An 18,861-nucleotide genomic window follows, 5' to 3' on the forward strand; every position below is an offset into this window, starting at 1 on the left:
TCCGGATGATGCATGGACCGTTTCCCTGAACTACAAATTCTAATTTCTGAAAAGAAAAGAGAATATAGTTTCATAAACAAAAAAGAAGCTCTCGAAAGAGGGCTTCTTTTTTTGTTGGGCGGCTTCACCGCCCGGGTTCAGAGGGTTCGGCCCGCCGGAGGGGGCTGGTTCAAAAGGTTTAAAGGGTGGTGGTGGGCGCCTGACGATGCCAATTTAATAGAGCAGCTTTGCTGTCCATTTTCATGGTTTCAGTCCGTCCACCTGTTCTTTGATGTCTTTCACGTCCTGCTGGATTTTCTTAATGGTTTTCATGGGCCCTTGGCTGTCTCTGGCCTCGGTGAGGCTCATGGTTTTTCCTGTTTCTTTATCCACCAGTTCAATGGTGCCCAGCTGGAGTTTTCCGTTGATGATATGGAAGGCATCGGTACGGATGATGCCGAAGCTGGTGTCTATGGCTACGTCATAAAAGTCTACGGCTCTCCAGCGGTTATTGAAGGTGCCGCTGATGCTGTTGAAGGGGATGAGCATGTAGAAGCCGGGGCTGGAGGAAAAGCGGCCGAAGGCGACGAGATGTTTCTGGTCTCCGTCGCAGTGAATTTCTCCATCGAGGGCTACGAGACAGTAGAATTTCGGTTCATTGGAGGGAATCCGGCTGTCCAGGTCTTCCCCGTGGAGGTAGATGTCATAGGCACGGCTGTCTATGTTGTAATTTCCGCTGGCAGTAACGGTACCGCCATAAACTCTGGCATGGACGTCACGGAAGGTCATCTGTCCGTCATCATAGTGGATATTTCCTTTTACATGGGAGAAATCCAGGGCAGGGATGTGGAGTTCATCCATGGTTACGTCACCATCGGCTTTTGGATGGGAAAGAGGGCCGTTTCCTTTGGCGGTGAGGGTCATTTTATCGTGAATATCGTCTCCCAGTCCCAGGGAAGAGGGATCTACGCCTCGGGCGGTGAAATCAATGATGGAGGGAAGGTCTTTCTCCCTGAAATTGACTTCGCAGTTCAGCTCTACTCCGTCGCCGATGGCGGTACCGCCGAAGGGACCGGTGGTGAGGCTGATTTTGGTGACGCCCTTTGTATTGATGGTGCCGGTCATGTTTACGTGCTTCATCAGATAGTGACGCTGGCGGTAGGAGGCTTCTATCCGGGCGTTATGGATGGTAAGCTTAAAATTGAGCGGTTTTCCGTTTCTGTTAAAGTTGGATACTTTATCTTCCAGTGTTTCCTCGGTGCTGCTTTTCTGTGTTTTATCCTTATCTTCTCTTTTAACGAAATCGACCTTCATATTTTCATCAAAACCGACAGCAAAGGCCGGCTTGTTCAACGTTACTTCTTCCAGTGTGGTGGAAACCAGGTGTCTTCGCAGAATGTCCCAGGGATTCACTTTGAAGGAGCCGGAGGGGACGCGGAGGATGGGGTTTCCATCCGGATCATCCCAGGCCAGATTTTCAAAGGTCACACCGCCATGAATATTAGCGGTGATGGTTTCTACGGTTATGGTGCCGCGGAGCATATCCTGTCTGGCGGCGGCATAGTTAAAAATCTGAGCGGCTCCATAGCTGGCGATTTTGGCAAGAAGGAGGATGAGGCAGAAGAGGATAAGAAGGATGCCCAGGATGGCAAGGGCATAGCGGGTCCACTGCTTTTCCCGGCGAAGTTTGGTCAGTTTTTCCTTCATGGAAATCCTCCTTAGTAGCTGTTTGGTAAGCACTGATTCATGGATAGAATCTGCTTTTACAATAATTTTTATGTACTGCTGCATCATGAGATTTTTTGCACGGAACGCCAAGAATGCAATCAGACTATCACTGCATCAGCGCTTCTCTAAATAATTTCTGATTCTTTCTATCCGTTTGGGCGTATCGGGGTGGTCGTTCAGCAGACTTTTGAAAAATCCTGCATTTCCGCCGCCGTATATGGATTCAATGCGGTAAAGACCCAGTGCCAGACCTCGTCCCAGACCCAGCCGGCAGGCATAGGCATCGGCTTCATATTCCTCTTTCCTGCTGCCGAAGCGGGAGATAAAGAGCATAGGTGTCTGGAGAAGGAAAGAGAGGATATTATACTGCAGGCTGATGAAAAGGGCGAAGAGGTTGATGATAAGGCCGAGAAAGGGAATCCATATGAGGAGCCGGCAGATAAGGAAAATAGTGTTGTAGACAAGCACAATAATCTGGCCGAACCAGGACATGCCTACGCAGAGCAGGTTGGCTCCGGTATGTCCCCGCTGGATATGTCCCATTTCATGGGCCATGATGCCGAGCAGTTCTTCCTCCGGAAACTGGCGTAGGAGAGGTGCCATGACTACAATGCTTTTTCCCAGGGAAAAGGCATTGTAGTCATTCCGAAGACCTACGTAAAGATGGTAGTCCGAAGGGTCCAGGTTTCCCCGCCGGCAGATTTCATAAAGGCCTTCCTCCAATAAGCGGGCGTCTTCCCCATAGGCCTTCCTGCCGCCTTCGGAGTAGACAAAGAACCGCTCGATGACTCCCAGCCGGGCCAGCAGGGCGGGAAGCAGCACGGAAGCCAGTGTCAGCTCCAGCAGGAGCTCTCCGTCGTTTCCGCTGCCGGAGGCCGGTGCGCCGCCTATATAGTAGAGGGAGAGCATGATGGACCAGAAGGAAAAATCCATGATGAAATTGACAATAAAGGTAAGGATGACCAGTATAACAGGGGTTAAAGACATGGAAGCTCCTTTCTCTCCGAAAAGGATAGAATATTTATTTTATCTTAATCATATCACGAATATAAAACACGGTAAAATCGAAGGCGATTTTACCGTGTTTTTTGTTTACTGAACCGGTGGGATAGGAGAAATAATTTCCAGGTTCTTGTGAGTCACTGGCGGAGAAGGCTTACTGTTGTCCACTTCTGGAGATGTCAGAGGGCAGACATACTGTATTCCTGAACCCGGGCCGTGAAGCGGCCTCTTACAGATCCCTGAAGTGAAACTGTTTCTTTCCGGAAGCGTAGTCTCCTACAATCTGTCCGTGGCCGAAGAGTTTGTATTTGTAGGAAACCAGTCCTTCCAGTCCCACAGGGCCGCGGGCGTGAATCTTGGAGGTGGAGATGCCTACTTCTGCGCCAAATCCATAGCGGAAGCCGTCGGCAAAGCGGGTGGAGGCATTCTGATAAACGCCGGCAGAGTCCACCAGGGCCATGAAGCGGGCAGCCGTTTCATTATTTTCTGTAATAATGCAGTCCGTGTGATGGGAACCGTAGGTGTTGATATGGCGGATGGCCTCATCTACACCGGATACCAGCTTGATAGAAAGGATAAGGTCCAGATATTCCTTATGCCAGCTTTCTGTTTCGGGAATGATGTCTACCGGTATAATGCGGTTGACCTCTTCCGTACCCCGGAGGGCAACTCCTGCTTTTTTCAGTGCGGCTGCCAGCTTCGGCAGAAAGTCCCGGGCAATGTCCCGGTGAACGAGGACAGTTTCTACTGCATTGCAGGCAGCGGTATACTGTGTTTTCCCGTCGATGATGAGAGGAATGGCTTTGCTGCTGTCATAGTCCCGGTCTACATACATGTGGCATACGCCGTCTGCATGACCCAGTACAGGAATGGAAGTATGGTTCATGATATACTGCACAAAGGCATTGGAGCCGCGGGGAATGAGGAGATCCACCGATTCATGGCATTCCAGAAGTTCGTCGATTTCATTATGCTGTTCTGCCTGGAGAAGGCATTTTTCGGGCAGGCCCGCTTTGACGGCGGCTTCATGGATGAGGGTAAAAAGAATGCGGTTGGTATAGGTGGTTTCCTTTCCGCCTTTCAGAATGGCGCAGTTGCCGCTTTTCAGGCAGAGGGAAGAAATCTGTACCAGCGCATCGGGACGGGCTTCAAAAATCACGCCGATGACGCCGATGGGGCAGGTGACACGCAGGAGGTGGAGCCCTTCATCCAGCTCGCGGTTCAGCGTGACCTTTCCTATGGGATCCGGCAGGGAAAGGAGGCTGGAAAGTTCTGCAGACACATCGGCCAGTTTGGCTTCATCAAAGACAAGCCGCTTCTGCACCGCCGGGGCCAGCCGGTTTTCCTGTGCCAGGGCCAGGTCTTTCCTGTTGGCTTCAAATATTTCTTCTTTATGGCTGTTCAGGGAGTCCCGGATGCAGGCCAGTGCCTGGTTCCTGGTTTCTACAGGCATGGCAGCCAGCAGGGGAGATGCCAGCTTCATCTGTTTTGTTTCTTCGCGTATATTCATGGTCAAAGCTCCTTCCTCAGAATACTTTCATTGTAGGGGACGGCAGGAGGAGAGTCAAGATGCCAGTTTCCCGTGAAAGTGAAACCGGTATCGAGGTTCATGAGACTAAAAAGGAGAATGGCGGCAGCGGTTTATAAAAAGAAGAAGATACTGCTTTTCCGCTGCTCCCACAGCAGCAGGAGTTAGAAAATAAAAAATTCCTGCCCGCAGGGAGCACAATCATGCTCCTTTCGAACAGGAAACTTTCCCTGCATGCTTTTATTCTATTTTGATTAATTAGGTGACTTTCATACTCTCACATTTTAGCCCGCAGTTTCTTTTCCCACCAGGAGAAGAGGAAAGTCAGGACGATGGCTACGGCCCAGTAGGCAATGGCATCGGCAATATAGGGCTCGGTACGGCGGTTGTAGAGAGCGGAGAAAATATCCGCTTCTGCAAACATATCCACTACCTTGACGGTGAATACCAGGGCCAGCAGTTTGATGGTCTTCAGATAGTAGGTAAAGAAGGTAGGAAGTGCTACCACAAAGGCCTGGGGGAAGACAATACGGGTGAAGGCACTGAAGGGAGTCATGCCGGTAGCTACAGCCGCTTCATACTGCCCTTTGTCTACCGCCTGCAATGCACCGCGTATGTTTTCAGACTGGTAGGCGGTATTGTAAAGGATGAAGGTGGTGTATACAGTCCAGTAAGGGCTTACGTCAAAAGGCTTGACCGGATGGCCGGTGAAGCTGGAAATCACAGGTGCCAGCAGGAAGGGGAGAGAGTTATACACAATAAAAAGCTGTACAATGCTGGGGACGCCGCGGAAGAAGGAAACGAGAACGGCAAAAATGCCATTGACGAACCGTCCGGAGTTCTGACGGATGACGGCAATGATGGAACCGATGAGAATGCCGAATAAAAGGCTGATGAAAGCCATGAAAAGGGTATTGGGAATGGCCCTGGCGATAAATAGAAGGGCCGTAGGCAGAATGGAGAAATCAATCATTTCAAGCCCTCCTTACAGGTTTGGCATTATATTTCTGGAACAGATGGAAAGCCGCTTCCACCAGAATGACTAAAGCCCAGTAAATCAAAGCAACAGCGCAGTAGGTTTCCAGTTTCCCCTGCCCGTAATTGGCATTGATAATGAGGCCTGCCCGTCCCATCAGGTCTACTACACCGATAAAGTACATGACGGAAGTATCCTTCAGAATATTGATGGCTTCGCTGACCAGACTGGGAAGCGCTACCGGCAGTGCCTGAGGCGCAATGATATGCATGACCCGATGCATGGGGGAGAGGCCGAACACAATGGCCGCTTCCTGCTGCCCCTTATCCACGGACAGGTATGCGGGACGTATGATTTCCGAAATCACCGGCGTATAGTGGAACGTAAGGGCGATGAGCACGTAGGCGGTAAGAGGCCAGCCGTCAGGACTGATATGGAGAGCCCTGACAATGACCGGAAGGACAAAGTACACCAGGTACAGATCCAGAATGAAAGGCATGGACCGGTTGTAGGACAGCCAGACCTCGCAGAACTGATGAAGAAGGGGAATTTTGGCAATGCGGATCACTGCCACCAGGGTGCCGAAGACAAGGCAGAGAATAATGGAGGCGGCGATGACTTCCATGGTAAAGGGCAGGGCTGTGGAGAGCCGGGGGAAGAGGCCGAGAAAATAGGAAATATTAAAGGTGAGCATGTTATCCCTCTTCTCTTTTCAGCATGCGCTGCAGGAACTGCCTGGTCTTTTCTTCTTTCGGATGGACAAAGATTTCATCAGGAGTTCCTTCCTCCACCACATGGCCCTCTGCCATGAAGACCACCTTGGAGGAAACTTCCCGGGCAAAATGCATTTCATGGGTAACGATGACCATGGCAATGCCCAGAGTGGCTACAGAGGCAATGGTGTCCAGCACTTCTCCTACCAGCTCCGGATCCAGAGCAGAGGTAGGTTCATCGAAAAGAATGACATCCGGCCGGGGAGCCAGGGCACGGGCAATGCCTACCCGCTGCTGCATGCCGCCGGACAGCTCGGACGGATACATTTTTGCATAGTCTGCCATATGCACCCGTTCCAGCTCCTGCATGGCAATTTCCACCGCTTCCTTTTTGGGCTTTCCATAGCCGTAGATGAGTCCTTCCGTTACATTTTCCAGAACGGTCTTGTTGCGGAAAAGATTGAACTGCTGGAATACCATGGTGGATTTCCGGCGGAGCTGCTGGATTTCCTTTTTGGAAATATGAGAGAAATCCACGGATACATCACTGATGGTGAGCTTTCCGGCATCCGGCTTTTCCAGATAGTTCAGGCAGCGCAGAAATGTGGTCTTCCCGGTGCCCGAAGGCCCCAGAATGGAGACAACGCTTCCTTTTTCAACAGACAGATTGATATCTTTCAGCACTTCCGTGTGTCCAAAGGATTTACGGATATGTTCAGCATGTAAAACAAGGGACATAAAGAGCCTTCTTTCTAAATACAGAGGAGAAAAGGGCTTTTCTTCCTGCAATATAAAAATCCCCGTCCCTATGGGACGGAGATTTCCGTGTTCCACCCAGTTTCGTTTCTTCGTCACCGAAGAAACCTTGGTCAGTCCCGGAAAAGCATGGCTGCTTTCCACCGGACTGTAAGCTGTAACGGGCTGCCCGGGCGGCCCTACTTTCTTCAGACCGCCTGCTCAGAGAGGCACTTCCATGGAATTCCTGCACCCGCTTTCACCATCCGGGCTCGCTTTCCCAGTTCCATCCATGTACTTTCTCTCCTCATTGCAGAGATTGGTATAGATAACAAATTAATTATGTTCAATATAACATACATAAGGGAAGAAATGCAAGAGTCCGCTTGGCGGCCCAATTTCAGAAAGGACAGAGGGAAGCGGGGGACGACTGGAGGCGCCGGCATTGATATGCCGGCAAAGGCGTCAATGTGCAGTCCTCAAGTCCATCTATATGTCTGTCTGAAGCCTCTGCCCCTGTTTTATCGTATCCACTTCATGGCTTCCTTCATGGCGGAAGGCTGGGCCTGTCCGAAAAGCCGGTTCATGGCGTCCCGGGTAACGAGCCAGGTGCGGCCTGATTTCCGCCGCTCTCCCTCGTGCATACGGGCCGCGGAGTGGCCGGCGCCGGCAGCAGCGCTTCTCACCGCAGAACTCTCCCGGTTCCATATGTGGGCGGCTTCCACAGTGGAAAAGACAAGAAGAAGGGGATTTAAGACAGAAGAGGGAAGGGCCTGCTGTCCGCCATAGACCCGGCCGGCGGCCTGACGGAGCATCAGCCAGGTGTTTCCCGAGTGGCGGACCTCCGACAGGGAGAAAAGACTCCCTTCTCCTGCCCGTTCACAATCCGACTGCACGCGTTTGGCATCAATGCCGTAAAGGAGAGCGGCTTCCTGGGGAGTCAGAACTTCTTCCAGGGGGTCAAAGGGCAAGTGATACATGTCCATCTGTCCCAGATCAGCCTCATAGGAGGAAGAGGGAAAAAGATAAACAGCATTTTCTCCGGCAGCCAGAGCACAGCCGGCCGGGAGACGGCGGCCGGCCAGATAGGCCTGATAGGCCGCCTTTGCTTTTTCCGGCGGCAGGGACGCATGAAGAAAATCCACCGGTCCCTGGCTGACTGGAAGGCCTTCGCCCTCCGGCAGGGGAGGTTTCCTGTCAAGCAGGTAAAGATGGGGGCCTTCCGTTATGAGCCATCCTTTCTGCGGAATTGTTCCGGTCAGCCAGGCTGCATAGCAGGCCTGGGACTGTTCTTCATTTTCTGTATGTGTATAGATTCGAATCATAATACCTCTGTGATTTAGTGAGACAGCGGGTTTTTCAAAGGTCACTGTCGGCAGAGCTTGTCAAACGCAGAACCCTTCAGACATGACCCTTTGAACCCTGTTCCTTTTATAAGGACGACATCATATGGATATGTCCGGCCAGCAGTTCCTTGTTAATGTAGTCGTGCACCTTTTCCATAGGGGAGCCTTCAGCAATGACCTCTCTGTCGCTGCTGCCGGCACCGTGGCTCTGCACTTTGCCGTCATAGTCATAGCGGGTCATGGACAGGGTCTGGATGCGTTTATGGGGAACGTCCATTTTTACGTGGTAAATGACGGAGGAAAAGTCCTGGTCTTTCCAGGGATAGGAAATGCGGATCCAGAAGGTGGCATAGCCGTCTTTATAGGAAATGGTATTTTTTTCCACGTCATAGGTGCTTCCGTGAAAACGGACGCCCTGTTCCTTATATATGATCAGCCACTGGGGATTGGTGAAGCGGGGAAGCGGATTTTCCACATAGTGATTGAAGAGATTCATGCCAAAGGAATGGGGCACCAGGGGGCTCCAGTTCTGGGGATCATCGCTGTAGGTGAAATCATGGGTGACGTTGCCGCTGCTGTCCAGTGTCTTCATTTCCGTTACTCTGTATGCTCTGCTGTTTTTATCAAATTCAATATTGGAAATGGAATCTCCATCCTTGCCCTTGGATTTAATGGTCAGAGAGGAGCGGAGGCCGCTGTCTACATAAGAGTCTGTATCTACCAGGGTGCTGCTGGAGTCCTGAAAGGGAATCCAGTTTTCGGCCAGAACCGTTTCTCCGCCCAGCATGAGGCAGGCGGCAAGTATGGGAGCTAATAGTTTTTTCATCTGTTTCCTCCTGTAGAATAGTGGGCTGGTATGCCGGTGAATTAGTGAATTCATGAACTGCGGGCTGGTCGGAGCGCAACCCTTTAGGGAGTACAGCCATCCCGCTCCTTGGTCATTTCAAGTGAAGCGGCGCAGTCCTCTTTTATTTCAAACTTTTAATCACCCGCAGGTCCTGGGGAGTCAGGAAGGGGGTGTAGGTCTTTCCCAGGTACAGGGACATGGTATCTACCAGGCTTCGGATATGAGGCGCATCTACATGCATCATGTCCGAGAGATCCCGGAGGCTTCCCATACCGCAGGGAAGATCTTCCGTCAGATAACGTCCTGTAAGATCTGTGGGACCCATGACTGTCCGGTAGGAAGGATTTTCCGTGAGCGCTTCATAAAGGGTTTCCTTTTTTTCTCCCCAGGACGCATTGAGCACGTCCAGCAGGGAAGAAAGGGAAAGGCCCAGCGCTTTGCCGATGGCAATTCTTTCCTTGTCGCAGGCCTCCATGTAGGCAGCCGTCCTTTTTGTGAGGGGAGCGCCGAAGAAATGGAAGGATTCGCCATTTTCAATGCGTGTCACGTTGAACAGGCAGGCGGTGACATGGATGATGGGATTGGTGGCGGAAAGGGAGGTGGAAGCCGGAGAGGCTACGCGGCTCACCTTTGAGGCCATCAGGTGCAGGAGAGTGCTGAGATCGCCTTCCTCTCCCAGGCAGGAATAGCCGATTTCTTCTTTGATGGCTTTAAAGTCCAGACTTTTATAATCGGAAGAAAGGTGGGCTATGAAAGGCATATTGGCGGTTTCTGCAATAGTAATGGACGGGGTATTCTGCTGTTTGGACAGAAGCCGGCAGGCTTTGATGGCGCCCCAGCAGCCGTTCATAAAAAGAAGGCACTGCCCGTCATGGAGATAGGGAGCGATTTCTTCGACCACCGCTTCATGATCCGTGGCATGGGTGCATACCATGAGAATGTCCGCTTCATCCACTGCCTTTTTCAGATCCGTAGTCATGGGTACGTAAAAGGAAGTATCGATTTTTCCTCTTACGGAAAGAGGCGACTGGTTCCAGCAGGCGGCCTTGAGGCGGTTTTTCACATAGACCTGGCAGGGCACATTTTTCAGATTAAAATAAGCGGCTCCGGCCAGTGCGGTGCTTCCGGCGCCGATGATGGAAATATTCATGATTCCTCCTAATGGGTCGGGTAATAGCTGATTCCCGATTGTCTCTTTTATTATACTATCTATATACTGAGGTGGGGTGAAATTTTCATGGAAATAAAGAAGGAAAATGGTGGATGTCAGTCCTGCCTGCAGGAATCGGGAGCATAAAAAATGCAGGCTGTATCCATCGGCATTTGAAAAAACAGAAAAAGCACAGCCCGTTCAGGACTGTGCCTCTTTTTATATCAGTATGCCTTCCAGGTGATCCATTTCATGCTGGATGATTTCTGCGGTCCAGCCCTGGAAACGCTTTTTCTTTTTATGGAAATTTTCATCTTCGTAGCGCACTTCGATCCAGTCATGCCGGGTGCAGGGGCGCCGGCCGGAAAGGGAAAGACAGCCCTCTTCCGTTTCATAGGTGGAAGGAGATGCTTTGACAATGACCGGATTGTACATGAGGAGAATGCGGTTTCCGTCCTTTACGGCAATAATGGCTTTCGTGCTTCCTGTCATATTGGCGGCCAATCCTACACAGTCTTCACTGTGGGCGGCAAGGGTATCGCAGAGGTCCCGTCCGTCGGCGGCGTCTTTTCGGGAAGCTTTCTCCGCCCTGCGCTGGAGGAAGAGAATATCTTTCACAATCGAACGAATCATGGAATGCTCCTTTGGCAGTGAATACCACTCATGGTGACAGGCGGTTGTTCCGAAGGCTGCACTGTGCAGCAGGCTTCGTCCATTTCTTCAGAACCCGGGCCTTCAGGCGGCCATGATCATAAAGTAAAGCCGTTTGTCTGATCTCCCGCCTTGTCCAGACGGCGGGCAATGTCGTCATAGGACTGGGAGAGCTGATACACGACGATATCCAGAGTGGTACGGATGACCTCAGGGTCAAAATTTTCCGTCCGGGAAGTGGTGGTGATGTCCAGAAATACATTGTCATCCTCGCTGATGGTATATTTCAGGATGGCATGATGGGCATTAAGGTCATTCAGGAAAGCCAGGAAGGTCTTTCTGGCAGGACCTTTTGGGGCAGTGCCCAGGTGGACGCGAAGCAGTGTGTACATACTGTTGTCGGTAATCACAGCGGCTACCAGCTTATGATGCTTTCCGGCGGGAATGGCGGTCATGAAAACCACTGTGTCGTAAGAGTCATGGGCTTCCTGGCGGCGGAAGAAATTCAGTCCTTCCTTTTTCATATAGGTTTCAAATATATCAGCTTTCAGGTTCTTTTTATGATTTCCCTGGGGAAATGGTATGGTATTGGAGGACATAAGAAATCCTTTCTGCACAGAGGTGCGTCAAACGGAAAGGGATGTGCCGGGCTTTTGTTTCCCTGCATCCCGCAGATACGAAAATCAAATGATAATTTTATTATACAGGATAAGGCGTGATAAGGAAATCGGTTTTAAGGGAACAGGACTGGAGAAGCAGGAAAAATACGGTGTGAAAAAACCTGTCAAGAGGTACCGGAGGCCTGATATATGCCTATAGATAATTTCTATATCTATGGAAACGGACGGGACAGCAGAAAAGGAAAGTCAGTTTTTTGTATGAGAGAAAAAGAAGGGACCAATTGAAAAAGGCCGATAAAATCGGTTATGATGATAAATCATATGAACGCTTTATTATGATTTTATGTAAAGAATGTGCGGAAGATGTGTAATCTAATTAAGTGATTGAACGCCCATATATCAATAACATAATTAGATAGATTTATACTGATTGAGGAAGCACCCTTTTTGAGGAAAAACCGGGGTTATAATGGGTAAAACGAAGAAGGAACCGGGATTTCCAAAGAAGAGCAGAATCCCGGACGAACAGAAATTTTTAGAAATGTGGTGATTTGTATGGACTTGATGATGCTTCCTGAATTTGTAAAATTAGCGCTTTTTATGGCAGCCGTATTTATATCCAATATCGTCCAGGCCTTGACCGGGTTTGCAGGCGTGATGCTCTCCATTCCCCCGACAATTCTTCTGTACGGACCGGATATGGCCAAGGCGGTCATTAATGTAATCTGCTGGATGGTATGCGCCCTGCTTATGTACCAGAACCGCAGATTTATCAATCCGAAGGAACTGCTTCGGATAGTGGTGTTCATGCTGGTGGGAATGGGTATCGGCATTCACCTTTACAATATTGTGAACCCGCACATTCTGGTGCCTCTCTATGGTGCCATCATTGTAGGAGTGGCATTGAAGAACCTGATCTTCAAACAGACAGCTTCCGCTCTGCCGAACTGGATTGCCATCCCTGTACTTCTGGGTGCCGGTGTCATTCATGGCATGTTTGCTTCCGGCGGCGCACTGCTGGTGGTTTATCTGGTAGCTACCTTCCGGGATAAGGATTCCTTCCGGGCCAATGTGGCTTCCGTATGGACGATTCTGAACCTGGTGCTTATGTTCAACGATTACCAGAAGGGACTTTACAATACGGAATTCTTTGAACTTCTGGCCCTGGGTGTCATTCCGCTGGTTATCGCCATTTATCTGGGAAACAAAATTCATGACATGATTAACCAGAAAATGTTCAACCGTGTCACCTACTGCCTCCTTCTGGCAGCAGGCAGCATGATTCTCATCTGAATGATTTTCATAAAAAGCACCGGCTTCTGCCGGTGCTTTTTTGCTGTGTGCGGTATTGGGGCAGCGGGCTTTTGAGGAGAGGCTGCAGCGGGGGAGATTTTCGAAAGCCGGCAGGCCTGCGGTGTAAGAATGGATGGCGTTATGTGCCGGCCGGTCATTCTGCGTGAAGCGGAAAATTTCCGGGTAAGCCCGCAGTGATGCAGGGGCGGGTCGAATCCCTTTCGGCAGGAAGACGAAGCCTGGGAAACATAATAAAAAAGGATGAAGGAATTTCCTTCATCCTTACCGGCCTTCCATCATTTTCCGGATTCGTTCTCTCCGTCTTCTGGCAGCGGCTTCGTCTGTGATGATGTAATGCCCGGCGGAAGTGACATATTCTGCCTTTTTCGGGGGCACTTTTTTCTCATTGTAAAGAGCGTAATCAAATCCGCTCCCTAAAGCGCAGCTGGCACAGTCCCGGCCGCTGGCTCCTCTCCACATGCGGTACAGGCTGTATCCGAACCAGCCGGCAATGGCGGCGGTAATCAGTATGGTAAACAAGGTACCCATCATGGACCTCCTTTTATGATAACTTTTCTCAAATAAATTATAGCACAGAAAGGAAAATTTGGGAAACAGGAGGAACGGATACGGCAGGAAAAATCTTTGCAGGCCTTTCGCTGCAAAGTCATTTTTTTCTTGACTGAAGTGAGCTTTAACGTCTTATAATAAAGGTAAAATTCCCAATGGCTGGGAAGAAGCAGTCCGCTCTGGAAGAAGCGCCGGCAGGAACGGGGCATGAATGCAGGCACTTCGATTTCATCAGGGACAGGATGAGGGACGGGCTTTTTCTGCAAAGGAGGAAGATGCAGATGAAGTGGAAAAAACTGACAGGAATGATTATGGGTGCTCTCATGCTGGGACTGGGTGGTATGACGGCTTCGGCAGCACTGCCTACCATGCCCACCTATTCGCCGCAGAAGGAAAAGGCTGTGGTGTATTTTACCAGAGATATCAGCTCACAGGGGCTGGTGAAGGTATATGAAGCCCTTCATTTTAATGCGAAAGGCAAAACCGGTATCAAAATTTCCACCGGTGAACCGCCTAAGAGCAATTATCTCCGGCCTGAGCTTTTAAAGAGAATCGTGGACAAGACCCACGGCACCATCGTGGAAGACAATACAGCCTACGGCGGCGCCCGGGCAGATTCCGCATCCCACTGGAAAGTCATCAAGGAACACGGTTTTCTGGATATCGCTCCTGTAGATATTCTGGATGAAGAGGGCTCCATGGCTCTTCCGGTAAAGAACGGCCGGTGGCTGAAGGAAAATCTGGTAGGAAGCCATTTCAAAAACTATGATTCCTATGTGGTTGTTTCCCATTTCAAAGGACATGCCATGGCAGGCTTCGGCGGTGCCTTGAAAAATATTTCCATCGGCTTTGGCTCTGCAGAGGGCAAAGCGCTGATTCACAGCGCCGGGAAGTATCACAGCCTTCAGGGCGTCAACTTCATGGAACTGGCCCAGGATCCATTCCTGGAATCCATGGCGGAAGCTGATGAATCCGTAGTAAATGCACGGAAGGGAAATATTGCTTTCGTCAATGTGCTGAACCGTCTTTCCGTAGACTGCGACTGTGACGGAAATCCGGCGGAACCGGACATTCATGATATCGGCATTCTGGCATCCACGGACCCCGTAGCCATTGACCAGGCATCTCTGGATCTGATTGCCGGTGCACCGGGCAGCGGTGAGCTGGTTAAACGGATTTTCATGAGAGATGGCACCCATACGGTAGAAGCAGCCAAAGATCTGGGCGTAGGAACCAAAGACTACGTGCTGGTAGACATTGACAAGGCGGCTGAAAGCAGCGGGAAATAAGCAGGGGTATCCTGCAGCAGGAAAGCGGCATCCTCAGGGGACAGGCTGACTGCATCGCTATCAAATTTCATTTCTGCCTTTTATTTCATGCGGGAACCAAAAGACCCATGAAATAAAAGGCGCAGGAAATTTGATTCTGCGGTGCTGTCAGGGTTTCCCGCAGGACGGCTGCTTCCTTGTTTCTGCAGACCCATGAACAGAAAGAGGATACCATGGAACGTTTTATGATGTACCTCACCATGCAGATAGAAGGAATCCTGCCGTACTGGATACTGGGCATTGTGCTGGGATCGGCGCTGGCGGTCTTCGGGAAATCCTTTGTCCATGGCATGGTGATGAAGATGGGAAATTCACTGGGGCTTTTCGGCGTGGTACCTGCATCGGTACTGGGTATCCTGTCACCGCTCTGCATGTATGGCACCCTTCCTCTGGCGGCATCCCTTTCCCGGCGGGGTCTTCGGGAAGACTGGCTGGCTGCCTTCATGATGAGCTCGGTCCTTCTGAATCCTCAGATGATCATTTATGTGGCAGCCCTGGGAAAGACACTGCTTATTCTTACCCTGCTGTTTTGCTTTCTCTGCGGTGCCCTGGCCGGAGTGCTTGTTCATTTCCTGGCAGGAAACCGCCGCTTTTTCAACTTCAGCGGCTTTGGCGAGGCCGAGGATCATGATACGGATCCCCGTATGGGCATGCGCCTTTTGAAAAACATGGGCCGGAATGTAAAAGCCACAGGCGGATGGTTCTTTCTGGGGATTCTGACGGCAGTGCTCTTCCAGACGTTCCTTCCTGCCGGTGCAGGCAGGGATTTTTTCGGGCATCATGAAATGGCAGGCCCTGTCCTGGGAGCTCTTCTGGGGATTCCCTTCTATGTCTGCGGCGGCGGCGCAGTGCCTCTGCTCCTGACCTGGATGGAAGAAGGCATGAGCGGCGGCGCGGTGATTGCATTCCTTCTGACCGGGCCGGCTACCAAGGTGACAAACCTGACAGCCCTGAAAGCGGTGTTCGGAGCCCGTCATTTCGTGCTGTACTCTGCCTATATTATTGTTTTCGCCCTGGCTGCAGGCATAACAGCGAACTGGGTCATGACCCTGTCGTAAAAAATGATATAATAAAATAGCGAAGACAGGGGAGCGTGGATTCATTCATGGGGGCATCAAAAATGAAGAATGAAATCCGATGCCGATGAAATCACCGTTTCCCGGAAAACTTCTTACTGAACCGCACTCTTTCCTTCCGGCCCTGCGCCTGAAGTCTTGCGGAATAATATGATTTCTAAAGAATGGAGACATCTATGTTAACAGAAGAATTACAGAAAAAACAGGATAACCTGGAAGAATACCTGAGACAGCTTGGCAGCGTGGTGCTGGCATTTTCCGGCGGCGTAGATTCCACCTACCTTATGCATGAGGCCAGAAAGGTACTGGGAGATAAGGCCATGGCAGTCACCATGAACCTGGCTTCCGTGCCGGAAAGGGAGGTGGCTGACGCCATAGAGTACTGCCGGCAGGAAGGCATCCGGCAGGAAGTGGTGAAAATGGATCAGTTCAAAATCCAGGGATTTGCAGAAAATCCCACCAACCGCTGCTATCTGTGCAAACATTTTCTTTTCAGCTCCCTGAAAAAAATCGCGGAAAAAGAAGGATTTGCCTATGTCATTGATGGCACCAATCTTAATGATGCTTCCCAGTACCGCCCTGGCCTGAAGGCCCTTTCGGAGCTTGCAATCAAAAGCCCTCTCCGTCATGCAGGCCTTTACAAGGCGGATATCCGGGCCCTTTCCCGGGAAGCAGGTCTTCCTACCTGGAGCAAGCCCTCTTTTGCCTGCATGGCTACCCGCTTCCCCTATGGGGAAACCATTACGGCAGAGAAGCTGTCCATGGTGGAAAAGGCGGAGGATTTCCTCTTTGCCAAAGGTTTCAAACAGTTCCGGGTCAGGCTCCATGAAGGAAATATGGCCCGTATCGAAGTACTTCCCGACGATTTATGGAAACTCTTCCGCATGCATGAGGAACTGGTACGTACCATGAAGGCTCTGGGCTTTGCCTATGTGACTATGGACTTGCAGGGCTATCGTATGGGAAGCATGGATGAAGTGCTGTAAGGTCCCTTTGCGGCCCCGGGCTCAAGCCTGACTCCGGCGGGCGTCAGCCTGCGGGAATACAGCTGTACATAAAGGATGAATTATGGATATTAAAGATATACTGCAGAAAGTAGCCTCCGGCAGCCTGGATATCGGGGAGGCGGAAGCGCTTCTTCGGAAAAATCCGGCAGATCGGCCCTATGAGGACATGGGATTTGCCAAGCTGGATACGGATCGGAAAGAACGGTCCGGCTTTGCGGAGGTGGTGTACTGCCAGGGAAAATCCGATGCTTTTATTGGCCGGATTTTCAAAAAACTGTATGATACGGATGGGGAAGTCTTTGGCACCAGAGCTTCCGCCCATCAGTATGAACTGGTGAAGGAAGTGATTCCTTCCATTACCTATGATCCCATTTCCCGTATCCTGAAATCGGAGAAGGAAAAAGAGCACATAGGCTGCATAGCCATATGCAGCGGCGGCACCGCTGACATTTCCGTAGCAGAGGAAGCGGCCCAGACGGCAGAGTATTTCGGCAGCCATGTGGAGCGGATTTATGATGTGGGCGTCAGCGGGATTCACCGCCTTCTGTCCCAGGAAGAAAGAATAAGAAAAGCCAGCTGCGTGATTGCGGTGGCAGGCATGGAAGGAGCGCTGGCGTCCGTCATCGGAGGCCTGGTCAGAAATCCGGTGATTGCCGTGCCTACCTCCGTAGGATACGGAGCCAGCTTTCACGGGCTTTCCGCACTCCTGACCATGATTAATTCCTGTGCCAATGGCATAGTTACAGTCAATATAGACAACGGGTTCGGTGCGGGCTACGTGGCGACCCAGATTAACAGGCTTGCAGAAAGGGGAAATATCTGAATGGCAAAATCATTGTACCTGGAAGCATCTTCCGGTATTGCGGGGGATATGTTTGTGGCGGCGCTCCTTGATCTGGGCGCAGACAGGAAAGTGCTGGACAAAGCGCTTTCCTCCATTCCTGCCAAAGGATTTACTGTAGAAATCGGCAGGGTGCAGAAAGCAGGGATTGACTGCTGCGATTTCAATGTAATTCTGGATAAGGAACATGAGAACCATGATCATGACATGGCCTATCTTTACGGCCCCATGCCGGAGGCAAAGGAAGAACTCCAGGAAGAGCATCACCACTGTCATGAAGAGGATCATGACCATGGTGAGGAAGAACATCACTGCCACTGCCACGAAGAGGATCATGATCATCATGAGGAGGGGCATCACTGCCACTGCCACGAAGAAGGCCATGACCATGATGAGGAAGAGCACCACTGCCATTGTCATTGTCATGAAGAGGGCCATCACCACCATGAAGAAGAGCATCACCATCACGGGGAAGGGCATCACCATCATCATGAACACCGCCATCTGAAGGATGTGGAAGCCGTCATTGACGGTACTGATATGACCGAGTCCGCCAGAGCTCTGGCAAAGAAGATTTTCCGGATCGTGGCAGAAGCGGAATCCAAAGCTCACCATCTTCCCGTGGAAGAAGTGCACTTCCATGAAGTAGGGGCCATTGACTCCATTGTGGATATTATTTCCGCGGCCGTCTGCTTTGACAGCCTGGGAATCAAAAATGTCATTGTACCAAAGCTTTCCGAAGGCACCGGTACTGTCCGCTGCCAGCACGGCGTGCTTCCTGTACCTGTTCCCGCTACACTGAACATTGTCAATGCCTATCATATGCCTCTGGAAATCATGAATGCCAAAGGAGAGTACGTAACTCCCACCGGCGCAGCCATTGCAGCGGCTCTCTGTACCTCGCACAGCCTGCCCGGCGCCTTTACGGTACTGAAAACAGGCTTGGGCGCCGGAAAACGGGACTATAAAGAACGTACCAACATCCTTCGGGCCATCCTGATCGATACGGAAGAGGGATCCTGGGAAAAAGATGAAGTGGTGAAGCTGGAAAGCGACATTGATGACGTTTCCGGCGAAGCGCTGGGATATACCATGAAAAAACTCATGGAAGCCGGTGCCCTGGATGTCCATTTCAGCCCTATTTATATGAAGAAGAACCGTCCAGCCTGGGAACTGACGGTTATCTGCAAAGAAGATAAAAAAGAAAAGATGGAAGAAATCATCTTCCGCGAAACTACCACCATCGGCATCCGGGAATTTTCCTCCCTCATGCGCTCCATTCTCCATCGGGAAGAAAAGGAAGTGGAGACAGTCTATGGGAAGGCAAAGGTGAAGGAAGTGACTTTTGCCGGTGAAAAACGGAGCTATCCGGAATATGAATCGGTAAAAAAGCTGGCGGAAGAAAAGGATATCCCCTTTCAGACAGTATTTGAAGCAGTCAGGCAGGGAAAATGATGGCTGACCGGCAGTG

General features: G+C 50.8%; 18 protein-coding genes and 1 other annotated feature. Of the genes, 6 read left to right on the top strand and 12 right to left on the bottom strand.

Translation table 11 applies throughout. The features are described from left to right. Window positions 1-240: 240 nt before the first annotated feature. From ACI4N7_RS07435 to ACI4N7_RS07485, 11 genes are all read right to left on the bottom strand, one after another. The gene (locus tag ACI4N7_RS07435) at window positions 241-1,686 is read right to left on the bottom strand and encodes a hypothetical protein (protein WP_439732720.1); all 1,446 of its coding nucleotides are present in this window, start codon (window positions 1,684-1,686) and stop codon (window positions 241-243) included. 135 nt (window positions 1,687-1,821) lie between these two features. Next, window positions 1,822-2,694, bottom strand: coding sequence for a M48 family metalloprotease (locus tag ACI4N7_RS07440; protein ID WP_439732721.1), 873 nt, complete (start codon window positions 2,692-2,694; stop codon window positions 1,822-1,824). Between the two features lie 244 nt (window positions 2,695-2,938). After that, window positions 2,939-4,219: a glutamate-5-semialdehyde dehydrogenase gene (locus ACI4N7_RS07445; protein ID WP_439732722.1), complete on the bottom strand. Its 1,281-nt coding sequence runs from the start codon at window positions 4,217-4,219 to the stop codon at window positions 2,939-2,941. Window positions 4,220-4,514: 295 nt separating this feature from the next. After that, the gene (locus ACI4N7_RS07450; protein ID WP_439732723.1) at window positions 4,515-5,210 is read right to left on the bottom strand and encodes an amino acid ABC transporter permease; all 696 of its coding nucleotides are present in this window, start codon (window positions 5,208-5,210) and stop codon (window positions 4,515-4,517) included. Window position 5,211: 1 nt separating this feature from the next. Further along, on the bottom strand, window positions 5,212-5,907 hold the full coding sequence (locus ACI4N7_RS07455; protein WP_439732724.1) for an amino acid ABC transporter permease: 696 nt from the start codon (window positions 5,905-5,907) through the stop codon (window positions 5,212-5,214). A gap of 1 nt (window position 5,908) precedes the next feature. Continuing rightward, the gene (locus ACI4N7_RS07460) at window positions 5,909-6,664 is read right to left on the bottom strand and encodes an amino acid ABC transporter ATP-binding protein (RefSeq protein WP_439732725.1); all 756 of its coding nucleotides are present in this window, start codon (window positions 6,662-6,664) and stop codon (window positions 5,909-5,911) included. 68 nt (window positions 6,665-6,732) lie between these two features. Next, window positions 6,733-6,981, bottom strand: a binding site (T-box leader). A gap of 201 nt (window positions 6,982-7,182) precedes the next feature. Beyond that, a complete protein-coding gene (locus tag ACI4N7_RS07465; protein WP_439732726.1) occupies window positions 7,183-7,986 on the bottom strand; it encodes a helix-turn-helix domain-containing protein in 804 nt (267 codons plus the stop codon). 106 nt (window positions 7,987-8,092) lie between these two features. After that, window positions 8,093-8,833, bottom strand: a complete 741-nt coding sequence (locus ACI4N7_RS07470) for a hypothetical protein (RefSeq protein ID WP_439732727.1) — start codon at window positions 8,831-8,833, stop codon at window positions 8,093-8,095. A gap of 142 nt (window positions 8,834-8,975) precedes the next feature. Next, entirely contained in the window at window positions 8,976-10,004 is a 1,029-nt protein-coding gene (locus ACI4N7_RS07475; protein ID WP_439732728.1) for an NAD/NADP octopine/nopaline dehydrogenase family protein, read from the bottom strand. A gap of 219 nt (window positions 10,005-10,223) precedes the next feature. Continuing rightward, entirely contained in the window at window positions 10,224-10,637 is a 414-nt protein-coding gene (locus ACI4N7_RS07480; RefSeq protein WP_439732729.1) for a peptide deformylase, read from the bottom strand. A gap of 116 nt (window positions 10,638-10,753) precedes the next feature. Then, complete coding sequence (locus ACI4N7_RS07485) at window positions 10,754-11,254, bottom strand: YbjN domain-containing protein (RefSeq protein ID WP_439732730.1); 501 nt, start codon at window positions 11,252-11,254, stop codon at window positions 10,754-10,756. A gap of 576 nt (window positions 11,255-11,830) precedes the next feature. Between ACI4N7_RS07485 and ACI4N7_RS07490 the strand changes: the two genes are divergently transcribed. Further along, window positions 11,831-12,568, top strand: a complete 738-nt coding sequence (locus ACI4N7_RS07490; RefSeq protein WP_439732731.1) for a sulfite exporter TauE/SafE family protein — start codon at window positions 11,831-11,833, stop codon at window positions 12,566-12,568. 282 nt (window positions 12,569-12,850) lie between these two features. Here ACI4N7_RS07490 and ACI4N7_RS07495 read toward each other — a convergent pair whose 3' ends face one another. Beyond that, window positions 12,851-13,120: a FeoB-associated Cys-rich membrane protein gene (locus ACI4N7_RS07495; protein ID WP_439732732.1), complete on the bottom strand. Its 270-nt coding sequence runs from the start codon at window positions 13,118-13,120 to the stop codon at window positions 12,851-12,853. 299 nt (window positions 13,121-13,419) lie between these two features. Between ACI4N7_RS07495 and ACI4N7_RS07500 the strand changes: the two genes are divergently transcribed. From ACI4N7_RS07500 to larC, 5 genes are all read left to right on the top strand, one after another. Beyond that, complete coding sequence (locus ACI4N7_RS07500) at window positions 13,420-14,427, top strand: DUF362 domain-containing protein (protein WP_439732733.1); 1,008 nt, start codon at window positions 13,420-13,422, stop codon at window positions 14,425-14,427. 212 nt (window positions 14,428-14,639) lie between these two features. Beyond that, entirely contained in the window at window positions 14,640-15,524 is an 885-nt protein-coding gene (locus tag ACI4N7_RS07505) for a permease (RefSeq protein WP_439732734.1), read from the top strand. Between the two features lie 194 nt (window positions 15,525-15,718). Next, a complete protein-coding gene (larE, locus tag ACI4N7_RS07510) occupies window positions 15,719-16,528 on the top strand; it encodes an ATP-dependent sacrificial sulfur transferase LarE (protein ID WP_439732735.1) in 810 nt (269 codons plus the stop codon). An 82-nt stretch (window positions 16,529-16,610) separates the two neighbouring features. After that, a complete protein-coding gene (gene larB, locus ACI4N7_RS07515; RefSeq protein ID WP_439732736.1) occupies window positions 16,611-17,372 on the top strand; it encodes a nickel pincer cofactor biosynthesis protein LarB in 762 nt (253 codons plus the stop codon). Next, on the top strand, window positions 17,373-18,845 hold the full coding sequence (gene larC, locus ACI4N7_RS07520; RefSeq protein WP_439732737.1) for a nickel pincer cofactor biosynthesis protein LarC: 1,473 nt from the start codon (window positions 17,373-17,375) through the stop codon (window positions 18,843-18,845). Window positions 18,846-18,861 lie beyond the last annotated feature (16 nt).

Origin of the sequence: Dialister sp., from assembly GCF_051885895.1 — a bacterium.
Taxonomy (GTDB): domain Bacteria; phylum Bacillota; class Negativicutes; order Veillonellales; family Dialisteraceae; genus Dialister.